Consider the following 20,131-nt stretch of genomic DNA (forward strand, 5'->3'; position numbering starts at 1 on the left):
CCTATCGGTCGGATATTTCCTGAATGCACCGGTTTGCAGTGGTTAGGCAGAAGAGAGCCTTTTACGCCGAGCGCCCTCCCCCCTGTTTGACAGCTGCAAGCCTTTGTCATGACAGACGCAAATGTTCAAGCCGACAGACACAAGTTCCTGACGTGACAGACACAGGTGTTTGAGCCGTCAGACACTTGTGTCTGATAGGGTAGGGGTAAACGTCTGATAAACAATGGACTTTAACTCTAAAATACAAGTCTCAGTGTGAGTTTATCGACCAGCTTCTTATCCCGACTCAGGTAAGAATCTGTAGTTTGCTTATAGTGTGTCAGATTAACTTGTCATGGTTAATTCTGACACTCTCTATTGTTAAAGGGCACGGCCAACCACGACATTCAGAATCTGGCGCAAAAAGATATTCTGCGAGAAGACATCCCGGAAGCCAAGCATCCTGCTTACTCTATCTGTTGCCGTGCAAAAGATTCCGGTATCGCAAACCTTTTTTCGGATATCTGCATTGTCGAAGAAAACAAAGAGTTCTCTGATTTCCCTTGTTTATACACCTCGAATTAAAAAAACAGCCTCCAGAATGATGAGGGGTAGTGATATTGATTATATCTTTGTACACTGAAGATAAGGAGCTGTGCTGTGAATCTGATTATCGATATAGGAAATACGGTGGCTAAAATGGCGGCATTCAACGGTAAGGAGATTGTCGAGGTGGTGTATGACTCCAATTGCACATTGGAGCACCTGCCCGTTTTTTGTAGTAAATATCCGTTTGAGAAGGCTGTCGTGGCTACTGTCATTGACGTGGACGGACAGGTGCGCGAACGCTTGGACAATCTGCCCTTCCCGATACTGTGGCTTGATGAAAAGACCTTACTCCCGGTGGAGAATCTCTACGATACGCCTCACACCTTGGGCTACGACCGCATAGCCGCCGTGGTGGGTGCCAACGAGCAATATCCCAGTAGGGATATACTGGTGGTGGATGCAGGTACCTGCATCACCTACGAGTTTATCGATGCGGCAGCACGCTACCATGGAGGGAACATTTCGCCCGGCATGCAGATGCGTTTCAAGGCGCTTCACCGGTTCACTGCCCGATTGCCTTTGGTGTCTGCCGAGGGGGCTTTGCCTCCGATGGGCAAAGATACCGATACCGCCATCCGTGCAGGAGTGCTGAAAGGAATAGAATACGAAATAGCCGGCTACATAAAGGCTATGAAGTATAAATATCCTGAACTTTTGGTTTTTTTAACGGGCGGGGATGATTTTTCTTTTGATACAAACTTAAAAAATATCATCTTTGCAGACAGATTTTTAGTATTGAAAGGATTAAATAGAATTTTAAACTATAATAATGGCAAGCTATAAACAAACACCTTTGGTGCTTTTGCTCATGATATTATCCGGAGCGACAGTCGCTCAAAATAATACGAATTCTCCCTATACGCGATACGGATACGGACAGCTGGCGGAACATGGTTCAGGCAACAGCAGGGCTATGGGGGGCGTTGCTTATGGTTTGCGCGATAATTCACAGGTCAACTTTGCCAATCCGGCATCTTATACGGCCGTGGATTCGCTGACTTTCATTTTCGATGGAGGGGTTTCTTTCCAGAATGTGAATTTCGGTATCGGAAGTGTGAAACGGAATGCCAAGAATTCCAGCTTCGACTATATCACGATGCAGTTCCGCGCCGGTAAGTGGGCTGCCGTTAGCTTGGGATTATTACCCTATTCGAACGTGGGATACAACATGGGAGAATATCGCGAGAATACGGAGTATCCCGACAATTCCAACTCTGTGACCTATTCGGGTGAAGGCGGTTTGCATCAGTTGTTCTTGGGAGCAGGCTTTAAAGTCCTTAAGAACTTTTCCGTGGGTGCCAATGTTTCCTATTTTTGGGGAGACATAACGAGAACCTCGGAGATGAATTTTACATCCGCTTCGTCCGTGTTTCCCTATAAGAAGCAGCTGAATGTGGCGATAAAAAGTTATAAGATTGACTTGGGAGCGCAATATACCCATCGGTTTGGAAAGAAGCATGTCGCCACTTTGGGAGTGGTCTTCTCGCCGAAGCAGGATTTGAATAACGATGCTTACAGGGTGACTCAATTGGGTAACTCCACCACCGGGGTGAGTACTACCACGAAAGATACCCTTCTCACTTGCGGCCTTCCGGCAAGTTTGGGCGTGGGTGTGACGTATGTGTACGACGGACGGCTGACACTGGGTATGGACCTGCTGACCCAAAAGTGGAGCGATGTGACTTTTATGAATGACTGTTCGGCACTTTGCGACCGTACAAGATTGTCGGTCGGTGCAGAATATCTGCCCAATCCTGTGGGAAGAAGTTATCTCTCTCATGTGAAGTACCGGTTGGGAGCTTACTACTCCAAACCTTACTATAAGATAGATGGTGTACGTGCTGCCGATGAATATGGCGTGACAGCCGGCTTCGGATTGCCTATCCCGCGAACACGTTCTATGCTGAGCCTTTCGGCACAATATGCGAGGGTGAATGGCTCCCGTGCGGAATTCTTGAATGAAAACGTGTTGCGTGTTTCCGTCGGAGTCACTTTCAATGAACGCTGGTTCTTTAAACGGAAGGTGAATTAATGGGAATGAAGGTTTTTGATTATAATAACGACTAAAAATTAGAATACAATGAAAATGAAGACGCTTGTAGCTGTCTTGCTCCTTTCGGGTGGAGTGACCGGCGCTTTTGCACAGACAGACAATTGCAAAGCTCAGAGCAGTATCTCGCACGAGGCTGTAAGAGCGGGAAATTTTAAAGATGCGTATGCTCCATGTATGGAGGTGCTGAAGAATTGCCCGACGTTGAGATTTTATACCTATTTGGATGCTATTAAAATTTTGAGAGCTTTTCTTGGCGACATTAAAGACCGTAATTCTGCGGACTACAAGAAATATTTCGACGAACTGATGCAGGTCTATGATCAGGAATTACAGTATTTACCGGACCTCAACAGAAGTCTAAAGACTCCGATGAGTCCTGCTAAGGAATTGGGTAAGAAAGCTATCGATTATATTCAATATGCTGCGAATCCGGATAACGAACAAGCTTACAAATGGTTGAAGGAAGCCGTCCAGGGAACAGCCGATGATCCGGATGGCGCCATTCTTCACTATTTCTTGGAAACGTCCATGAACAAAGTGAAAGCCGATAGTAATCATACCGATTTGTTCTTCCAAGGCTACATCGATGCCTCCAAATCAGCCGACGATGCGATTGTCGCTGAAACGAACGAACAGAAGAAAGCTGTGCTGCAGACCATCAAGGACAATCTGGTGGCCATGTTCGTGCAGAGTGGCGTTGCTGACTGCGAATCTTTGCAAAATATCTATGGTCCGAAAGTGGAAGAGAATAAGACCGACTCTGCTTTCCTGGCTAAGACCGTTGCCATCTTGAAGATGATGAAGTGTAACGAAAGCGAGGTTTATTTCAAGGCTTCCGATTATCTGTATCAAGTTAACCCGACGGCCGATGCAGCCGTAGGTGTGGCTTATATGTATTACAAGAAAGGCGATTATAACGTGGCCGTGAAATACTTCGATGAAGCGCTGGATATGGAAACGGATAATGGAAGAAAGGCTGAAATGGCTTATCTCACAGCAGCTTCCTTGATGCAGGCCAAGAGATTGTCACAATCGAGAATGTATTGCCAGAAAGCGATCAGCTATAAGGAGAATTATGGTGAACCTTATATCCTGTTGGCACAGCTGTATGCTTCTAACCCGAATTGGAATGATGAGCCGGCTTTGAATAAGTGTACTTATTTCTTGGCAATAGATAAGCTACAGAGGGCTAAGGCAGTGGATCCTTCCGTTGCCGAAAGAGCCAATGAATTGATCGCTTCTTTCTCACGCCACACACCTCAGGCCAAAGACCTCTTCATGTTGGGGTATAAGGCCGGTGATCGTATCACCATCGGTGGGTGGATAGGTGAGACTACAACTATCAGATAAAATCATGTTGTTTCGTTTCGTAAACGCGATCTATTATAGATTTTTTAGCATAACCATTGTCCTTGGGGCGATGGTTATGTTTCTTTTATTTTCGGCTTGTTCGCACAGGGAGAAGGCATTGGGTAAGGCCATTACCGAACGCGATTCTTTGCCTATACTCGATACTCGCGGTGTGACTTCGCTCATTTCCGATTCAGGCGTGACACGCTATCGTATCCATACGGAAGAGTGGCTGGTCTTCGACCGTAAAGATCCTCCTCACTGGGCTTTTGAAAGAGGGGTGTATCTGGAGAAATTCGACTCCATTTTTCAAGTGGAAGCCAGCATCAAAGCCGATACGGCCTACTACTATAATAAAGATGAATTATGGAAACTGATGGGGCACGTAGACATCAAGAACCTGAAAGGCGAACGTTTCTCCACTGAATTGCTGTATTGGAATCAACGGGAGCAGAGAATTTATTCCGACAGGTTTATCCGTATAGAACAGCCGGACAGAATCATCACCGGGCGTGGATTTGAGTCAAATCAGCAGATGACTGTCTATAAGATCCATAAGCCGGAAGGCGTCTTTTATATTGACGAAGAGGCATTGGCAGGGGACAGCCTGCAAACCGATAGCATAAACTGAAAAGATACAAAGATGGATACCGTCATTTTTTTATTGATCACAATGGCTTTCTCGGCTTTCTTTTCGGGAATGGAGATTGCCTTTGTCTCTGTGGATAAGCTTCGCTTTGAAATGGAAAAGAAATCAGGCGTCACTTCAGGCATCATCTCTTATTTCCTGCGCAATCCCAACAACTTCATTTCAACCATGTTGGTCGGTAACAACATTGCGCTCGTCATCTACGGTATCCTGATGGCACAGATTATAGAGGTGAATCTGCTGGCAGGTATCATCTCCAACCATTTTGTCATGGTGCTGGTGCAGACCATTATCTCTACGCTTATTATCTTGGTGACGGGAGAATTCCTTCCCAAGGCCTTGTTCAAGATTAACCCCAACCTGATGCTGCGCTTCTGCGCGCTTCCTCTCTTTGTTTGCTACGTTGTCTTGTTCCCCGTCTCGAAACTGGCTTCCGGATTATCATATCTGTTCCTGCGGTTGTTCGGGGTGAAGATAAACAAGGAAGCTTCCGATAAGGCTTTCGGCAAAGTGGATCTGGACTACTTCATACAGACGAGCATAGAGAATGCCGGCAATGAAGAGGAGCTGGATACGGAAGTAAAAATTTTTCAGAATGCGCTGGACTTCTCTAATATAAAGATACGCGACTGCATTGTGCCGCGTACGGAAGTGGTGGCGGTGGATCGCACTGCGCAGCTGGAAGAGCTGAAGAACCTTTTTGTTGAGTCGGGTATCTCGAAGATCATCGTATATGATGGGAATATAGATAATGTGGTAGGCTATATCCATTCGTCGGAAATGTTTCGGAATCCGACAGATTGGAGAAATAATATCAAGGAAATGCCTATCGTTCCCGAGACCATGTCGGCGCATAAGCTGATGAAACTGTTTATGCAGCAGAAAAGGACCATTGCCGTGGTGGTGGATGAGTTTGGCGGTACGGCAGGTATTGTCTCGCTGGAAGATTTGGTGGAAGAAATATTCGGGGACATCGAGGATGAGCACGACAATTCTTCTTATATCTGCAAGCAGATTTCTGAGCATGAGTATGTGCTCTCGGCACGTTTGGAAATAGAAAAAGTGAATGAAACATTCGGTTTGGACTTACCCGAATCGGATGAGTATCTGACGGTGGGCGGATTGATCTTGAGTCGCTATCAGAGCTTCCCGAAACTGCATGAGGTGATTGCCGTAGATAACTATCTGTTCAAAATAATCAAAGTCACGGCTACGAAAATAGAATTGGTAAAGCTGAAAGTCGTGGAATAATTCCGTATAAGCGTATTTTTTTACGCAATAAATAGATGTATATTAGCATTTTTTGTATCTTCGTGCGCTAAAAAGGAATTGGATAGAGAATAATAATAAACAAATAAATCATACTAACTAAAATGGCAACATTACAAAACATTCGGTCAAAAGGACCTTTATTGGTGATTGTTATTGGTTTGGCGCTGTTTGCTTTCATTGCAGGCGATGCTTGGAAAGTACTTCAGCCACACCAGTCGCAAGATGTAGGTGAGGTGAACGGAGAGAGCATTTCTGCTCAGGATTATCAGGCATTGGTGGAAGAGTACACGGAAGTGATTAAGTTTTCCAGTGGCAACAGCGCATTGAACGATGAACAGACCAATCAGATCAAGGATGAGGTGTGGAGAACATACATCAATAATAAACTGATTGAGAGAGAAGCCAAAAAACTGGGACTGACCGTGACAAAAGCAGAAGTTCAGGCCATCATTGATGCCGGTGTGCACCCGATGCTGCAACAAACACCTTTTCGCAATCCGCAAACCGGAGTATTCGACAAAGATATGCTGAAGAAATTCTTGGTGGATTATTCCAAGATGGACAAGGCGCAGATGCCTTCTCAGTATGTGGAATATTATGAGTCGATGTATAAATTTTGGTCTTTCCTCGAAAAGTCACTTATACAAGGTCGTTTGCAGGAGAAATATCAGGCTTTGATCACGAAATCTCTGTTCTCTAATCCGGTGGAAGCACAGGGTGCATTCGATGCCAGAGTAAATCAGGCGAATTTGCTGTTGGCTGCCGTGCCTTATTCTTCCATTGTTGATTCTACTATTGTGGTGAAGGATGCCGATCTGAAGGCTGCTTATGACAAAAAGAAAGAACAATTCAAGCAATATACCGAAACCCGTAATATCAAGTTCATCGACGTGCAGGTTACTGCAAGTGCTGAGGACAAGGCCGCTCTCCAGAAAGAAATGGAGGAATATACGGAACAGCTTGCCGGTACTCCGACAGATTATGCTTTCTTTATCCGCTCTACCGGTTCGGAGGTTTCCTACGCTGACTTATTTTACACTACACGTTCTTTGCCGGCTGACGTGGTTGCTCGTCTGGATTCTGTTTCAGTAGGCGGTGTATTTGGCCCATATTATAATGTAGAAGACAATACCATCAACTCTTTCAAGAAGTTGGCTTTTGCCTCTATGCCGGACTCTATTGAGTTCCGCCAGATTCAGGTGGTTGCCGAAGATGCTGCGAAGACTAAGACATTGGCCGACAGCATTTACAACGCCATTAAAGGTGGTGCCGATTTTGCAGAGGTTGCCAAAAAGTATGGTCAGACCGGTGAGCCTGCATGGATTTCTTCAACTAACTATGAAGGTGCTCAAGTAGAGGGTGATAACCTGAAATATATCACTGCAGTCACTACTTTGGCACAGAATGAATTGACTAATCTGACCTTGGGGCAAGCAAATGTTATTTTGCAGGTGACTGCCAAAAAAGCAGTGAAAGATAAATATAAAGTAGCTGTTATCAAGCGTCCGGTGGACTTCAGCAAGGAGACTTATAGTAAGGCTTACAATGAGTTCAGCCAATTCATAGCAGCCAATAACACGTTGGAGAAGATGGTTGCCAATGCGGAAGATGCAGGATACAAATTGCTGGACAGAACCGATCTATATAGCTCGGAGCACGGAATAGGTGGTGTGAGAGGAACCAAAGATGCATTGAAGTGGGCGTTTGAAGCCAAAGCCGGTGAGGTTTCGGGACTGTATGAGTGTGGCGAAAGCGACCGCATGATGGTGGTAGGTGTGGTAAGCATTGTACCGGAAGGCTATCGTCCATTGGCTTTGGTAAAAGAACAACTGAGAGCTGAAATCCTCCGTGATAAGAAAGCTGAGAAGATCATGGCCGACATGAAGGCTGCCAATGCCGTTTCATTCGACCAATATAAGAACCTGACGAACGCTGTCAGCGACTCTGTGAAGCATGTTACTTTCGGTGCTCCTGCTTATGTTGCAGCTCTTCGCAGCAGTGAGCCGTTGGTAAGTGCTTATGCCTCGGTAGCCGAACTGAATAAGTTGAGCGCCCCCATCAAGGGTAATGGCGGCGTTTTCGTTCTGCAGGCTTATGCAAAAGAAAAGCAGAATGAAACCTTTAACAAGGAGACAGAAGAGGTTGCCTTGAAGAATATGCATGCACGTATGGCAAGCCAATTCATCAATGACTTGTATTTGAAGGCAGAAGTTAAGGATAAACGCTACTTGTTCTTCTAAAACAAGTAGAAATCTGATAGGCTCAGAGGCGCTGCAACGCATCTCGAACCTCTATAGGCATGGATTTCACGGAGTGCACGGATGGGTTATATAACAACCGTGTGGTTTCATGAAATCCGTGCCTTTTTCCATTTGCTCCATTGAATTTATGTAACTTTATTGCTACCTTTGCATTGTCAGAGGAATATTTGTGTCTTTGCGACAGGTCGGGCATTCCGGTGGGAGAAGTGGACGTTCTCTTATATGAAGCTTGTTGTTTTTCGGCGGGAAGTTCCTCTTAATAAAAAACTACAAAATGCAGAAACGACCTTTATTGGGGCTGACCCTAGCTGAATTACAAAACGTGGTGAAGAATCTGGGGATGCCTGGTTTTTCGGCCAAGCAGATAGCTTCTTGGCTGTACGATAAGAAAGTGATTTCCATCGATGATATGAGCAATCTTTCGTTGAAGCATCGTGGGTTGTTGAAGGAGATTTATGAGGTTGGTGCCGAAGCTCCGATGGATGCCATGCGCTCGGTAGATGGTACGGTGAAATATCTCTATCGGACGGGGGAGGGGCATTTTGTGGAAGCGGTTTATATTCCTGAAGAAGATCGTGCCACACTTTGTGTCTCCTCTCAAGTGGGATGCAAGATGAACTGTAAGTTCTGCATGACAGGTAAGCAAGGATTCGCCGCCAATCTAACTTCCCATCAGATTATCAATCAAATCAGTTCTTTGCCCGAAAGAGAGAAGCTGACTAATGTGGTGATGATGGGAATGGGCGAACCGCTTGATAATCTGGATGAGGTACTGAAAGCACTGGAGGTTATGACCGCCTCCTATGGGTATGGATGGAGTCCTAAACGTATCACCCTCTCTTCCGTGGGATTGCGGAAAGGATTGAAGCGCTTTATAGAAGAATCCGACTGTCATTTGGCCATCAGTCTGCATTCGCCCGTGCCTCTACAGCGCAGGGATCTGATGCCTGCCGAAAAGGCTTTCTCCATCACGGAGATTGTGGAGTTGCTAAGAAACTATGATTTCAGTAAGCAACGCAGGCTATCTTTCGAGTACATTGTCTTTAAAGGAGTGAACGACTCACTGACATATGCCAAGGAATTGCTGAAGTTGTTGCGTGGGGTAGATTGTAGGATTAATCTGATCCGTTTCCATGCCATACCGGATGTGGATCTCGAAGGAGCCGATATGGAAACGATGACTGCTTTCCGCGATTATCTGACGTCGCACGGATTGTTCACCACCATACGCTCTTCGCGCGGTGAAGATATTTTTGCGGCGTGTGGTATGCTTTCTACTGCCAAGCAAGAGGAGAATAAGGGCAAATTAATATAAATTATTAGCTTTGGTAGAAAGGATATTGTGCATTCTTCTTAGCTTTGTGAAAACTAAATTGACAGAGATATGAAAAAACACCTGTTTTATGTAAGTATGGCTCTTGTGTTGATGCTTTTTGCTGCATGCGGAAAGGACAAGAAGGGAGTGTTTACACCAACTTCCAGTGGTCGTGCGTATGAAGTTCTGGTGGTAGTCAACGCTGGATTGTGGGAACGTCCTGCCGGTAGAGCCTTGTTCGATGTGCTTGATTCGGATGTACCCGGATTGCCGCAGTCGGAACGTTCATTCCGTATCATGTATACCGATCCGGCTAATTATGATGCTACGTTGAAGATGATTCGCAACATCATCGTTGTAGATGTGAACAAAAGCCAGTACACTCAGCCCAAATTCAAGTCGGCAAAGAACGTCTATGCTGCTCCGCAATCTATCCTAACTATTCAGGCGCCTGATGAACCGTCGTTTGCCCAATTCGTGGAAGAGAACAGTCAGGTCATCATCGACTTCTTTACCCATGCGGAAATGAACCGGCAGATTTCGGTCTTGGAGGATAAACATAGTGACTATATCTCTACAAAGGTGAAAAGCATGTTCGATTGCGATGTGTGGGTTCCCGGCGAACTGACCTCTACCAAGCAGGGTGAGGGCTTCTTCTGGGCAGGAACGAATGCAGCTACCGGTGACCAGAACTTCGTAATTTATTCTTATCCTTATACGGATAAAGAGACGTTTACCAAGGAGTATTTTGTGCACAAACGCGATTCTGTGATGAAAGCCAATATCCCGGGTGCCAGAGAAGGAATGTATATGATGACGGATTCCTTGATGACCGATGTGCGTCCCATCAGCGTGCAGGGTGAATATGCGCTGGAAGCTCGTGGCTTATGGCGTGTGAAAGGTGATTTCATGGGTGGCCCTTTTGTCTCTCATACACGCTTGGATAAAGCCAATCAGCGCATCATTGTGTCGGAGATCTTTATCTACTCACCTGATAAACTGAAACGGAATTTGGTTCGTCAGATGGAAGCTTCACTCTATACGCTGAAGTTGCCCGGTAGCAAGCAGGAAGGAATGGCTATTCAACTCAACACGGTTTCGAAAGATACAATAAACAATAAGTAATAAAATGGAAGATAACAAAATAAGAGTCGGCATTACGCAGGGCGACATCAACGGAGTGGGGTATGAGGTTATTTTGAAGACTTTTGCAGAACCTGCCATGTTGGAGTTGTGTACTCCCATTATCTACGGTTCACCCAAGGTGGCAGCCTACCATCGTAAATCATTGGATTTGCCCACTAACTTCAGCATAGTCAACTCTGCATCCGAAGCCATTCATAATCGGTTGAGTGTAGTGAACTGTACCGATGATGAGGTGAAGGTGGAGTTTTCCAAACCCGACCCCGAAGCCGGTAAGGCTGCGCTGGGAGCATTGGAAAAAGCCATCGAGGAATATGAAAAGGGCTTGATAGACGTGCTTGTCACTGCTCCTATCAATAAACATACCATTCAGTCGGAGGAATTCGCTTTTCCCGGACATACGGAATACATCGAACAAAAACTGGGAAATGGTGAAAAGGCGCTGATGATTTTGATGAAAGATGATTTCAGAATCGCATTGGTGACCGGACATCTGCCGGTGAAAGAGATTGCTGCGACTATCACGAAGGAGTTGATAGAGGAGAAACTGAGGATTTTCAATCACTCCTTGAAGCGTGATTTTGCCCTTGACGCACCTCGTATTGCTGTCCTGTCGCTTAATCCGCATGCAGGAGATAATGGTTTGTTGGGAACTGAGGAGCAGGAAGTGATAATTCCCGCCATTCGTGAGATGGCTGCTCAGGGTGTGCTTTGTTATGGGCCTTATCCGGCAGACGGATTCATGGGCTCGGATAATTATACTCATTTCGATGGCATTTTGGCAATGTATCACGATCAGGGATTGGCTCCATTCAAGGCATTAGCAATGGACGAAGGGGTGAATTATACGGCGGGATTGCCGGTGGTGCGCACTTCGCCGGCTCATGGCACGGCGTATGATATTGCCGGAAAAGGGCTTGCCTCAGAAGATTCATTTCGACAGGCCATCTATGTGGCGATAGATGTATTTCGCAACCGTGTACGTGAGAGTGCGACGCGTGCCAATCCGTTGCGCAAGCAATATTACGAGAAACGTGATGACAGTGACAAGCTGAAGCTTGATAGTGTAGAAGAGGATTTATAGAATGACGAAAGCAGAGATACAACAAGTGAAATTACGTTTTGGTATCATTGGCAATAACGAAGTGCTGATGCGTGCCATCGACATCGCCATCCAAGTGGCGCCTACCGACTTGTCTGTATTGATTACTGGAGAGAGTGGAGTGGGAAAGGAAAGTTTTCCGCAGATGATCCATCAATACAGCCGGCGTAAGCATGGGCAATACATTGCTGTGAACTGTGGTGCCATTCCGGAAGGAACGATTGACTCCGAACTGTTCGGGCATGAGAAGGGTGCTTTTACCGGTGCCATTGGAGAGAGGAAGGGGTATTTCGGAGAGGCCAACGGCGGGACGATATTCCTTGACGAAGTAGGAGAATTGCCTTTGCCTACCCAAGCTCGTTTGTTGCGTGTGCTCGAGAGTGGAGAGTTCATTAAGGTAGGATCCTCTAAAGTGGAGAAAACGGATGTGCGGATAGTTGCCGCTACCAATGTGAACCTGGTACAAGCCATTGCCGAAGGGCGTTTTCGTGAAGATTTATATTATCGCTTGAATACAGTTCCTGTTCAAGTTCCACCGTTGCGCGAGCGTGGCGAAGATGTAGTACTGCTCTTCCGCAAGTTTGCTTCGGATTTTGCGGAGAAGTATCGTATGCCTGCCATTCAGTTGACGGAAGATGGTAAGCAGATGTTACTGACATATCCATGGCCAGGAAATGTGCGTCAGTTAAAGAATATTACCGAGCAAATCTCGATCATTGAAACCAATCGTGAAATCAATGCAGCCATCTTGAAAGGCTATCTGCCCGAGCAAAACAATATACAACGTCTGCCTGCTTTGTTCGGAGTGAGAGAGAACAAGGGCTTTGGCAGTGAGAGGGAAATTCTTTATCAGGTGCTGTTTGATATGCGTCAGGATGTGACCGAATTGAAGAAGTTGGTGCATGATATCATGGCCGAACGTGGAACGATGCCTAACTCCGTCGCTTCTGCTTCTGCTTACTATACGTCGGCTCCTTCGGCTGTGGTTCCTCCGGTAGCATCCGTTGTGTCTACTATCATACATCCCTCGGTGAAACCCATGACTTCGATAGATGACGACATTCTGGACACGGAAGAGTATGTGGAAGAGACGCTTTCGTTGGATGAAGTGGAGAAAGAAATGATACGCAAGGCGCTTGAAAGGCACCGTGGGAAGCGTAAAAGTGCAGCTCAGGACTTGAATATTTCCGAGCGGACCTTATACAGAAAGATAAAAGAGTATGGATTGGATTAAGAAAATGGCGTCTGCCGCATTGTTGATAAGCTTGTTGTTACTGGTAAATTCCTGTCAGATGAAGTTTGGCCTTGCGCCCATTAGCTCCATCGATTATACAAGGGTGAAATCGATTTCCATTGCCGATTTTCAGAATCGGGCAGAATATGTATATGCACCTTTGGCTACGGAGTTTAACCAGAAAATGAAAGACATGTTTATACAGCAGACTCGTTTGAAATTGGTCAACTCCGGCGGTGATCTTGATATAGACGGCGAAATAGTGGGTTATAACCAATACAATGAAGCTGTGGATGCCAGTGGCTACTCATCGAAGGTGAAAGTGACGCTGACGGTCAATGTGCGTTATGTCAATAATACAAATCATGAAGAAGACTTCGAGCAACAGTTTTCGGCTTTTCAGACATACGATTCTTCGCGATTACTCACAGAGGTGCAGGATCAGTTGATTGCTGTGATGGTGAAAGATATTACGGAACAAATCTTCAATGCGACTGTAGCTAATTGGTAGAATGATGACCTTTACTCATTTACAAAAATGGATTGAGCATCCTGATACATTAAACAAGGATACTTTGTACGAACTTCGCACATTGGTAGCCCGTTATCCTTATTTCCAGTCACTCCGTTTGCTGTATCTGAAAAATCTTTATTTGCTACATGACATCAGCTTTGGGGCAGAATTACGCAAGTCTGTATTGTATGTGGCAGACCGGCGTGCATTGTTCTATCTCATAGAGGGTGAACGTTTTTCTTTGAAACCTGGCAAGATCTCTTCTGTCTTTTCCGAGGAGCTGGAGACAGAACCGAGCGTGGATCGTACTCTTTCTTTGATCGATGCTTTCCTGGCCACTATCCCCGAAGAGCACTCTCAGAGTTCTGAGTTGGATTATGCCATGGACTATACTGCTTACCTGATTGAGGAGGACGAATCCTCTGAAGAACATTTGGAAAAAGAGATTGAAGTACCTCCTTTACGCGGGCATGAACTGATAGATGGCTTTATTCGTAAGAGTGAGTCGGAAACTATACCTCTGCTTGAGGTGCAATCCCTTTCTCAGGGCGATGAAGAGACAGCGGGTGATGTAGGAGTGGCTTCGGGTGAAAATGGGGATTTTTTTGATGAAGAGGAGAAGAGGAAAACGACTCCTGTAACAGACGAACTGGATGACAGCTGTTTTACAGAAACCTTGGCTAAAATCTATATCAAACAGCAGAGATATGACAAAGCACTCGAAATTATTAAAAAATTAAGTTTGAATTATCCAAAAAAAAATGCTTACTTTGCAGACCAAATTAGATTTTTGGAAAAATTGATTATTAACGCTAAATCGAAATAACAAAATGTACTTATTATTAATTATCTTTATGCTGATAGCATCGGTTTTGATGTGTTTCATTGTGTTGATTCAAAACTCTAAAGGAGGTGGTCTGGCATCAGGCTTCTCATCATCCAATCAGATTATGGGTGTGCGCAAAACTACCGACTTTTTGGAAAAGGCAACTTGGGCATTAGCATGCGCAATGGTAGTTTTCAGTATTGTATCTGCATACACAATACCTTCTTCTTCCGGTAAAGGTGGCGATGTTATTATGGAACAGGCACAGCAAGAAGAGAAAACAAATCCTTATAATATGCCCGTGGGTACGGCAGCTCCGCAAGCGGAAACTCCTGCTGCTGAAACCGATTCTGCGGCTAACTGATAATAGGAATTTTACATTCTTTATATAAGAGGGTGTGTCTGAACGGTGCACTCTCTTTTTGCGGGACGCGGATTGCACAGGACAGCACGGATAGAGAAATAAGTTCGTGAATGCCGTGTAATTCGCGCCCTCTTTTATAAAGAGGGGTAATCCGGAGCTTTTAATTATTAACTTTATAGCAATACAAGAAAAATGACTACTACGGACAAAATTCATCAGACATTGCGCGATTCTGCAGGAATGCGCTGGATGGTATTATTGTTTTTGGCTTTCGCCATGTTTTGTTCATACATCTTTATGGACATCTTATCACCCATCAAGGACTTGATGCAATCTACTTGCGGATGGGATTCTACCGCATTCGGTACGATGCAAGGGTCTGAAACTTTCCTCAATGTATTTGTCTTTTTTCTTATTTTTGCCGGTATTATCCTCGATAAGATGGGGGTGCGTTTTACGGCATTGCTTTCGGGAGTGGTGATGCTGGTTGGCGCTACTATCAACTGGTATGCCGTGACTGAGGCTTTTCAGGGAAGCGGACTTGAAGCTTGGTTTAATAACAATCTGAATTATATTCCCGGTTTTGATGAGTTGGGAATCTCGCCTTTCTATAAGGGTATGCCTGCATCGGCCAAGTTTGCCGCAGTGGGTTTCATGATTTTCGGCTGCGGTGTGGAAATGGCCGGAATCACTGTTTCACGCGGTATTGTAAAATGGTTTAAAGGGCGCGAAATGGCGCTTGCCATGGGTTCGGAGATGGCGCTTGCCCGTTTGGGTGTGGCCACCTGTATGATATTCTCTCCTATGTTTGCCAAGTTGGGTGGGGTGATAGATGTATCGCGCTCAGTGGCATTCGGTGTTGTCTTGTTGTTCATTGCACTCATCATGTTTATTGTCTATTTCTTTATGGACAAGAAGCTCGATGAGCAGACCGGTGAGGCGGAAGAAAAGGATGACCCGTTTAAAATCAGTGATCTTGGAAAAATTCTTTCCAGCGGAGGCTTCTGGGTGGTGGCTCTTTTGTGTGTGCTTTATTATTCTGCCATTTTCCCTTTCCAGAAATATGCGGTGAACATGTTGCAATGTAATTTGGTATTCACGGAGGTTTCTCCTGAATCTTTTTGGGCTACCAATACTGTAACTATTATTCAGTATGGCATCATGCTGGTGGTGGCAGCGGCGGCTTTTGCAAGTAATTTCTCCAAGAAGGCCAACATGAAGTATGGCCTGCTGGTGGTGGCAGGTGTGGCATTGGTGTTGTTCTGCTACATGGGCTATATGCGTCAGAGTGCTGAAACGGTGTTTGCCGTATTTCCTTTGTTGGCTGTCGGCATCACACCGATATTGGGTAATTACGTAGACCATAAAGGTAAGGCTGCTTCCATGCTCGTGATAGGCTCTGTATTGCTGATTTTATGCCATCTGACCTTTGCGTTTGTACTACCGTTGTTCAAGGACAATGCAGTGGGCGGCATATTCATAGCTTATCTCACGATTCTTGTACTTGGAGCCAGTTTCTCGCTGGTGCCGGCTTCCTTGTGGCCCAGTGTGCCCAAGCTGGTTGATGCTAAGATTATAGGGAGTGCGTATGCATTGATTTTCTGGATTCAGAATATTGGTTTGTGGCTTTTCCCATTGTTGATAGGTAAGGTGCTTGACAAAACCAATCCGCAGTTGGTGGAGGATTTGAAGAATGGACTGATTACGCCTGAAGAAGCAGCTGTGTCGTATGATTATACAGTTCCGCTGGTGATGTTGGCATGTTTGGGTGTTGCCGCTTTGGTGCTGGGTTTTGTTCTGAAAGTGGTAGATAGAAAGAAGGGCCTTGGATTGGAAGAGCCTAATATTAAAGAATAAACCTGTGGCAGATGAATATAGAGCGTCTCAAGGAAAGATTAGTCTGTTAGATGCTGTTCCGGTGCGCTGCGAACATATAATGACCGAGTGGGAAGGTGAGTGTGCTGTGCTCACCTATCCTCGGTTTAAATACAGATGGGTGTGTCGATTCTTGTTGTCGAAAGGTATGTCGCCCAATATTCGTGTGACACTCGAAGAGCATGGTACAGCCGTTTGGCAACTGATAGATGGAAAGCACTCTGTAAGTGAAATTGTTTCCCTGCTTGCCGGACATTTTAAAGATGAAAGCAACTATGCTACGCGTGTCACTGCCTATGTGATGCAGTTGCGTAAGGACGGTTTTATCCGATTAACAGTCAAGTCCTGAATTACTCCCTATCTACTTTTATTAGTCCCCCTGTTGCTGTGTCGAACAGCACTTTGATCGTTGAATTTTTATTGAACAATACGGGTGCAAGATACTCTACTGTGCCGAATTGGGTAACAGGAAGTGATTCGTCAAGCAGTTTTTTATTGTTGTATACAAGGGTTAGCTGTGCTTTTCCCGGGAGGTTGTAGGCTATGCCATCTACCTTCTTTTTGCTTTCTTCGGTTGCAGAGATATCCGGTGTTTTGAGGTCGGCAATCGTGAGGTAATACGGTTCACCGGCTAAATCGGTGTCGGCTACTACGCCCAACTTCTTGGAAAAGCGGAAAGCAACTACGTTTTGCATTTCTTCGGGCGTTAGGCGGATAACAAACGTTTTGGACTCCTTTTCCACTTTACCTGAGAACATCTCTGTCATGGCACGTTCTTGCTGATTCAGGTTATCAAGCATGAGTTTGAGTTGGGCACCGTCCTTTGGCATGTTGTCTGCTTCGCCACGCAACAGGGCATTTTTGCTCTCGCGTATGCTGTAAATCTCTTTGGCTACCAATTCGGCCATTTTGGCTGTGGAATTTGACATCAGAATTTCTTCCGTCAGGAAACTACGTGGGTCAATGCTGCTTTCGGAGGTCGTCGCTTCAGGTGTCTTGGTATTTTGTCGGCCGCTGAAAGGAATGTTGATGGAGCGGACAATACCGTCTTCTGTGAGCTCCATGAGAGGAGCCACGGTTTTGTCTTTCATCTTGACGAAATACACGTTGTCCTTGTCCGGTAGGCCGATTACACGGCTTTCCACTTTGTCCAATGTCCAATATGTTTCCGATTCGGCAGATACGTTGTTGAGACGGAGGTAGCGGTCGGCATATTTGCAAAACTCTCCAGGAGTATAGCTGTGTTTGGTGGTTTGTAATACAATTTCTATTTCCGTTTTGGGCAACAGATAGGTCACTCCGTAATCTTTTCCACGCATTACACCGGTTGTAACTTCTGTTTGAGCCATGGAAGTAGTGGTCAGTAGCAGGGCAGATAATATCAATATATTTTTCTTCATAAATGCATACGTTCGTTTGGATAAACCTTGTTTGAGAACAAAGTTAATCAAGATATCGTTGTCCGGATGTGGTTTAGGGATTATTAACTGAATTGGTGAATTGTATGCATACGGGTTTGTCCAATATGATATCCCGGTGGATGTCGCTCAGCAACCCGGTGTGCTCGTCACGTTGAAACACTTGAATGATATTGCTGTCACGGCAGGCAACGAGCAGAAACTTTCCATTAGGAGTGATGTTAAAGTTACGTGGGTGGATGCCTGTTTGCTGATACCCGACTTTGGCTAAGTTCCCATTTTGGGGATTAACGGAGAATATGGCAATGCCGTCTCCCTTCAGGCGATTGCTGGCATAGAGATATTTGCCGTCCGGACTGAGGTGTATGTCTGCGCTTCCGCGGGCGGCCAATGTATCGGCGGTGATGGTTTGTATCTGATTAAGACGGCCATCGTCGTAGCTGAAGGCTATGACTTTGCCTGACAACTCGGTGATGAGATAAGCATATTTACCGTTGGGGCTGAAAATCAGATGACGTGGCCCGGAGTCGGCTTCAATGTCAGTTGTCTCCATTGAGGGATGAGGAGTGGCCGCATTGGGGTGCAGAACAAAACGCAGGATGCGATCGGAGCTGAAGTCGGTGGCAAAGATATATTTTCCATCCGGCGAGAAGACAGCACAATGGATGTGTGGGGTGTTTTGGCGTATGGTGTCGGGACCTGTGGCAGTACCTTCAAAGAGAGTGTCTATAGGAGTTGCTGTTCCATTTTTACGTAAGGAGAATACGGACATGTTTCCACCACTATAGTTGGCTGTCACTACCTTGCTTCCATTTGTAGCCACATAACAGGGATCACCTCCCAGCGTGAGTTCCGTGTTCAGCAGGCACATGCTTCCCGTTTCTTTATCGAAAGAGAGGGTGTTGAGGGAGGCTGTGCTATCGTTCATTTCGCTTACGGCATAGACCAGCTTCCCATCTTCGGATGGAGTGAGGTAGGAGGGGTTGGCTAACTCTATGGAGTCGAGAGGAGTGGCCATACCCGTTTCTTGGTTGAAGCGAAAGGTATAAATACCTTTGCTTGTTCCATTGGTATAAGTTCCTACCAGCATGGCGAGTTCGTCTTGATTATTGCTTGCCTTCTTTGGCGTACAAGCAGAGATGCTTAATCCGAGCATACAAAAAAGAAATGTTTTCATGCAGAAGCTGTTAAAAAATGAGGAAAATATCCCATCGGTCTGTGTAATGACCGATAAGCACGCAATATTAGGCATTTAAAGTGACAAATGCAAATGCGCGGTATTTCAACTTACGATACTCTCTTCTTTTCTTATGCTTCGCTTCAGTCTCTGTTCGCAGTGCGCGGATATATGTTCGCACGTTGCGGATATCTGTCCGCGCCGTGCGGATACAAAAACGCACGGCGCGAACAGAGATTTATCCGAACTTCGAACAAGTTTACTGTTTACAGCAAACGATTTTATTCTATGGATTCAAGAAGCTTTCTATATGTATACATTGTACTGCCATATATTGCTTAATGCCACAGCATATTTCCTGTTACCGGTTTGAACTCAGCCTCATCGCTTCGGCGAAGCTTTATGCTTCCATCGTTCCAGTTGGAAAGCCATCCGCCAATAATATGTCCCAGAAATACGGTTTTTAGTTTATGAAGGCCTTTGGCTAAAGCAATAGAGGTGTCTTTACGAGAATGGCGTTTAACTTCACCACTATTGTTTATTAGTAGCTTATCGTCTAACCAGACTTCTTCTAAGTCGGACGAAAGGAAATAGACCCCATCGGCGGGAATTTCCAGGAAACCGGTGCCCACGGCAGCATATTGCTTGACACTGCGCATCGACTCGTCATACTTCTCTTGGGAAGTCAATTCGTTGAGTTGCTTTATTTCTTTTATGACATCGGGAGTTTTAGCGGAAGCATTCAGTTCATTTATATTGAGATAGTAGCCGTAAGTCATTTCGACAGTCAGTCCTTGTTTTAGATTTTCGGCTCTGATGGCAGGCATCGGTGTCTGTTTCTCAATGAGGATAGTGCGCACTCTACTCAACTTGCCCGAAGACAGTAAAGTGGCGATTTTCAGTGTTCCGTTTGTACTGAAGCTGATGGGGCTTTCATAACGGGCTGATCGGGCTGTTGGTTCGGTACCATCTGTGGTATAAACCATGTCG

18 protein-coding genes are annotated in these 20,131 nt (G+C 45.4%); 15 read left to right on the forward strand and 3 right to left on the reverse strand.

Going from position 1 to position 20,131, the window contains the following annotated elements:
- Nucleotides 1-639: 639 nt before the first annotated feature.
- The 15 genes from EV202_RS10430 (at nt 640) to EV202_RS10500 (ending at nt 16,895) form a co-directional block, all read left to right on the forward strand.
- Entirely contained in the window at nt 640-1,371 is a 732-nt protein-coding gene (locus EV202_RS10430; RefSeq protein WP_131927022.1) for a type III pantothenate kinase, read from the forward strand.
- Complete coding sequence (locus EV202_RS10435) at nt 1,358-2,620, forward strand: OmpP1/FadL family transporter (RefSeq protein ID WP_106068211.1); 1,263 nt, start codon at nt 1,358-1,360, stop codon at nt 2,618-2,620. The genes EV202_RS10430 and EV202_RS10435 overlap by 14 nt, the downstream gene beginning before the upstream one ends.
- Nucleotides 2,621-2,668: 48 nt before the next feature.
- Entirely contained in the window at nt 2,669-3,991 is a 1,323-nt protein-coding gene (locus tag EV202_RS10440) for a tetratricopeptide repeat protein (protein WP_131927023.1), read from the forward strand.
- Nucleotides 3,992-3,995: 4 nt separating this feature from the next.
- Complete coding sequence (gene lptC, locus EV202_RS10445; protein ID WP_125239269.1) at nt 3,996-4,622, forward strand: LPS export ABC transporter periplasmic protein LptC; 627 nt, start codon at nt 3,996-3,998, stop codon at nt 4,620-4,622.
- 12 nt (nt 4,623-4,634) lie between these two features.
- Nucleotides 4,635-5,891, forward strand: coding sequence for a hemolysin family protein (locus EV202_RS10450; protein ID WP_106068214.1), 1,257 nt, complete (start codon nt 4,635-4,637; stop codon nt 5,889-5,891).
- A 122-nt stretch (nt 5,892-6,013) separates the two neighbouring features.
- Nucleotides 6,014-8,152, forward strand: a complete 2,139-nt coding sequence (locus EV202_RS10455) for a SurA N-terminal domain-containing protein (protein WP_131927024.1) — start codon at nt 6,014-6,016, stop codon at nt 8,150-8,152.
- Between the two features lie 295 nt (nt 8,153-8,447).
- Nucleotides 8,448-9,488, forward strand: a complete 1,041-nt coding sequence (rlmN, locus tag EV202_RS10460; protein ID WP_131927025.1) for a 23S rRNA (adenine(2503)-C(2))-methyltransferase RlmN — start codon at nt 8,448-8,450, stop codon at nt 9,486-9,488.
- Between the two features lie 69 nt (nt 9,489-9,557).
- Complete coding sequence (locus EV202_RS10465; RefSeq protein ID WP_106068217.1) at nt 9,558-10,613, forward strand: DUF4837 family protein; 1,056 nt, start codon at nt 9,558-9,560, stop codon at nt 10,611-10,613.
- Nucleotides 10,614-10,617: 4 nt separating this feature from the next.
- On the forward strand, nt 10,618-11,715 hold the full coding sequence (pdxA, locus tag EV202_RS10470) for a 4-hydroxythreonine-4-phosphate dehydrogenase PdxA (protein ID WP_106068218.1): 1,098 nt from the start codon (nt 10,618-10,620) through the stop codon (nt 11,713-11,715).
- Nucleotide 11,716: 1 nt separating this feature from the next.
- A complete protein-coding gene (locus EV202_RS10475) occupies nt 11,717-12,967 on the forward strand; it encodes a sigma-54 interaction domain-containing protein (protein ID WP_131927026.1) in 1,251 nt (416 codons plus the stop codon).
- Nucleotides 12,954-13,478, forward strand: coding sequence for an LptE family protein (locus tag EV202_RS10480; protein ID WP_106068220.1), 525 nt, complete (start codon nt 12,954-12,956; stop codon nt 13,476-13,478). The genes EV202_RS10475 and EV202_RS10480 overlap by 14 nt, the downstream gene beginning before the upstream one ends.
- A gap of 4 nt (nt 13,479-13,482) precedes the next feature.
- Nucleotides 13,483-14,307 (forward strand): tetratricopeptide repeat protein, encoded by an 825-nt coding sequence (locus EV202_RS10485; protein ID WP_106070389.1) that lies wholly within the window; start codon nt 13,483-13,485, stop codon nt 14,305-14,307.
- Between the two features lie 4 nt (nt 14,308-14,311).
- Entirely contained in the window at nt 14,312-14,671 is a 360-nt protein-coding gene (secG, locus tag EV202_RS10490) for a preprotein translocase subunit SecG (protein WP_106068221.1), read from the forward strand.
- 192 nt (nt 14,672-14,863) lie between these two features.
- A complete protein-coding gene (locus EV202_RS10495) occupies nt 14,864-16,528 on the forward strand; it encodes an MFS transporter (RefSeq protein ID WP_131927027.1) in 1,665 nt (554 codons plus the stop codon).
- 4 nt (nt 16,529-16,532) lie between these two features.
- On the forward strand, nt 16,533-16,895 hold the full coding sequence (locus tag EV202_RS10500) for a PqqD family protein (protein ID WP_234878285.1): 363 nt from the start codon (nt 16,533-16,535) through the stop codon (nt 16,893-16,895).
- Between the two features lies 1 nt (nt 16,896).
- Here the strand turns inward: EV202_RS10500 and EV202_RS10505 are convergent, their stop codons facing one another.
- The 3 genes from EV202_RS10505 to EV202_RS10515 all read right to left on the reverse strand — a co-directional run bounded on the left by EV202_RS10505 (nt 16,897) and on the right by EV202_RS10515 (nt 20,127).
- On the reverse strand, nt 16,897-17,946 hold the full coding sequence (locus tag EV202_RS10505) for a DUF4831 family protein (RefSeq protein WP_131927028.1): 1,050 nt from the start codon (nt 17,944-17,946) through the stop codon (nt 16,897-16,899).
- Between the two features lie 73 nt (nt 17,947-18,019).
- Nucleotides 18,020-19,141 carry a lactonase family protein gene (locus EV202_RS10510; RefSeq protein ID WP_131927029.1) on the reverse strand — a complete coding sequence of 374 codons (1,122 nt, stop codon included), beginning with the start codon at nt 19,139-19,141 and terminating at the stop codon, nt 18,020-18,022.
- A gap of 338 nt (nt 19,142-19,479) precedes the next feature.
- Complete coding sequence (locus tag EV202_RS10515; protein WP_234878286.1) at nt 19,480-20,127, reverse strand: chitobiase/beta-hexosaminidase C-terminal domain-containing protein; 648 nt, start codon at nt 20,125-20,127, stop codon at nt 19,480-19,482.
- Nucleotides 20,128-20,131 lie beyond the last annotated feature (4 nt).

It is taken from the genome of Prevotella heparinolytica (assembly GCF_004342845.1).
In the GTDB taxonomy this organism is placed as follows: domain Bacteria; phylum Bacteroidota; class Bacteroidia; order Bacteroidales; family Bacteroidaceae; genus Bacteroides; species Bacteroides heparinolyticus.

What these genes read in the sequence shown, in the direction of transcription:
- EV202_RS10435 (WP_106068211.1), top strand. Translation starts at nt 1,358, where the DNA reads ATGGCAAGCTATAAACAAACACCTTTGGTGCTTTTGCTCATGATATTA.
- EV202_RS10440 (WP_131927023.1), top strand. Translation starts at nt 2,669, where the DNA reads ATGAAAATGAAGACGCTTGTAGCTGTCTTGCTCCTTTCGGGTGGAGTG.
- lptC (WP_125239269.1), top strand. Translation starts at nt 3,996, where the DNA reads ATGTTGTTTCGTTTCGTAAACGCGATCTATTATAGATTTTTTAGCATA.
- EV202_RS10450 (WP_106068214.1), top strand. Translation starts at nt 4,635, where the DNA reads ATGGATACCGTCATTTTTTTATTGATCACAATGGCTTTCTCGGCTTTC.
- EV202_RS10455 (WP_131927024.1), top strand. Translation starts at nt 6,014, where the DNA reads ATGGCAACATTACAAAACATTCGGTCAAAAGGACCTTTATTGGTGATT.
- rlmN (WP_131927025.1), top strand. Translation starts at nt 8,448, where the DNA reads ATGCAGAAACGACCTTTATTGGGGCTGACCCTAGCTGAATTACAAAAC.
- EV202_RS10465 (WP_106068217.1), top strand. Translation starts at nt 9,558, where the DNA reads ATGAAAAAACACCTGTTTTATGTAAGTATGGCTCTTGTGTTGATGCTT.
- pdxA (WP_106068218.1), top strand. Translation starts at nt 10,618, where the DNA reads ATGGAAGATAACAAAATAAGAGTCGGCATTACGCAGGGCGACATCAAC.
- EV202_RS10475 (WP_131927026.1), top strand. Translation starts at nt 11,717, where the DNA reads ATGACGAAAGCAGAGATACAACAAGTGAAATTACGTTTTGGTATCATT.
- EV202_RS10480 (WP_106068220.1), top strand. Translation starts at nt 12,954, where the DNA reads ATGGATTGGATTAAGAAAATGGCGTCTGCCGCATTGTTGATAAGCTTG.
- EV202_RS10485 (WP_106070389.1), top strand. Translation starts at nt 13,483, where the DNA reads ATGACCTTTACTCATTTACAAAAATGGATTGAGCATCCTGATACATTA.
- secG (WP_106068221.1), top strand. Translation starts at nt 14,312, where the DNA reads ATGTACTTATTATTAATTATCTTTATGCTGATAGCATCGGTTTTGATG.
- EV202_RS10495 (WP_131927027.1), top strand. Translation starts at nt 14,864, where the DNA reads ATGACTACTACGGACAAAATTCATCAGACATTGCGCGATTCTGCAGGA.
- EV202_RS10505 (WP_131927028.1), bottom strand. Translation starts at nt 17,946, where the DNA reads ATGAAGAAAAATATATTGATATTATCTGCCCTGCTACTGACCACTACT.
- EV202_RS10510 (WP_131927029.1), bottom strand. Translation starts at nt 19,141, where the DNA reads ATGAAAACATTTCTTTTTTGTATGCTCGGATTAAGCATCTCTGCTTGT.
- EV202_RS10515 (WP_234878286.1), bottom strand. Translation starts at nt 20,127, where the DNA reads ATGGTTTATACCACAGATGGTACCGAACCAACAGCCCGATCAGCCCGT.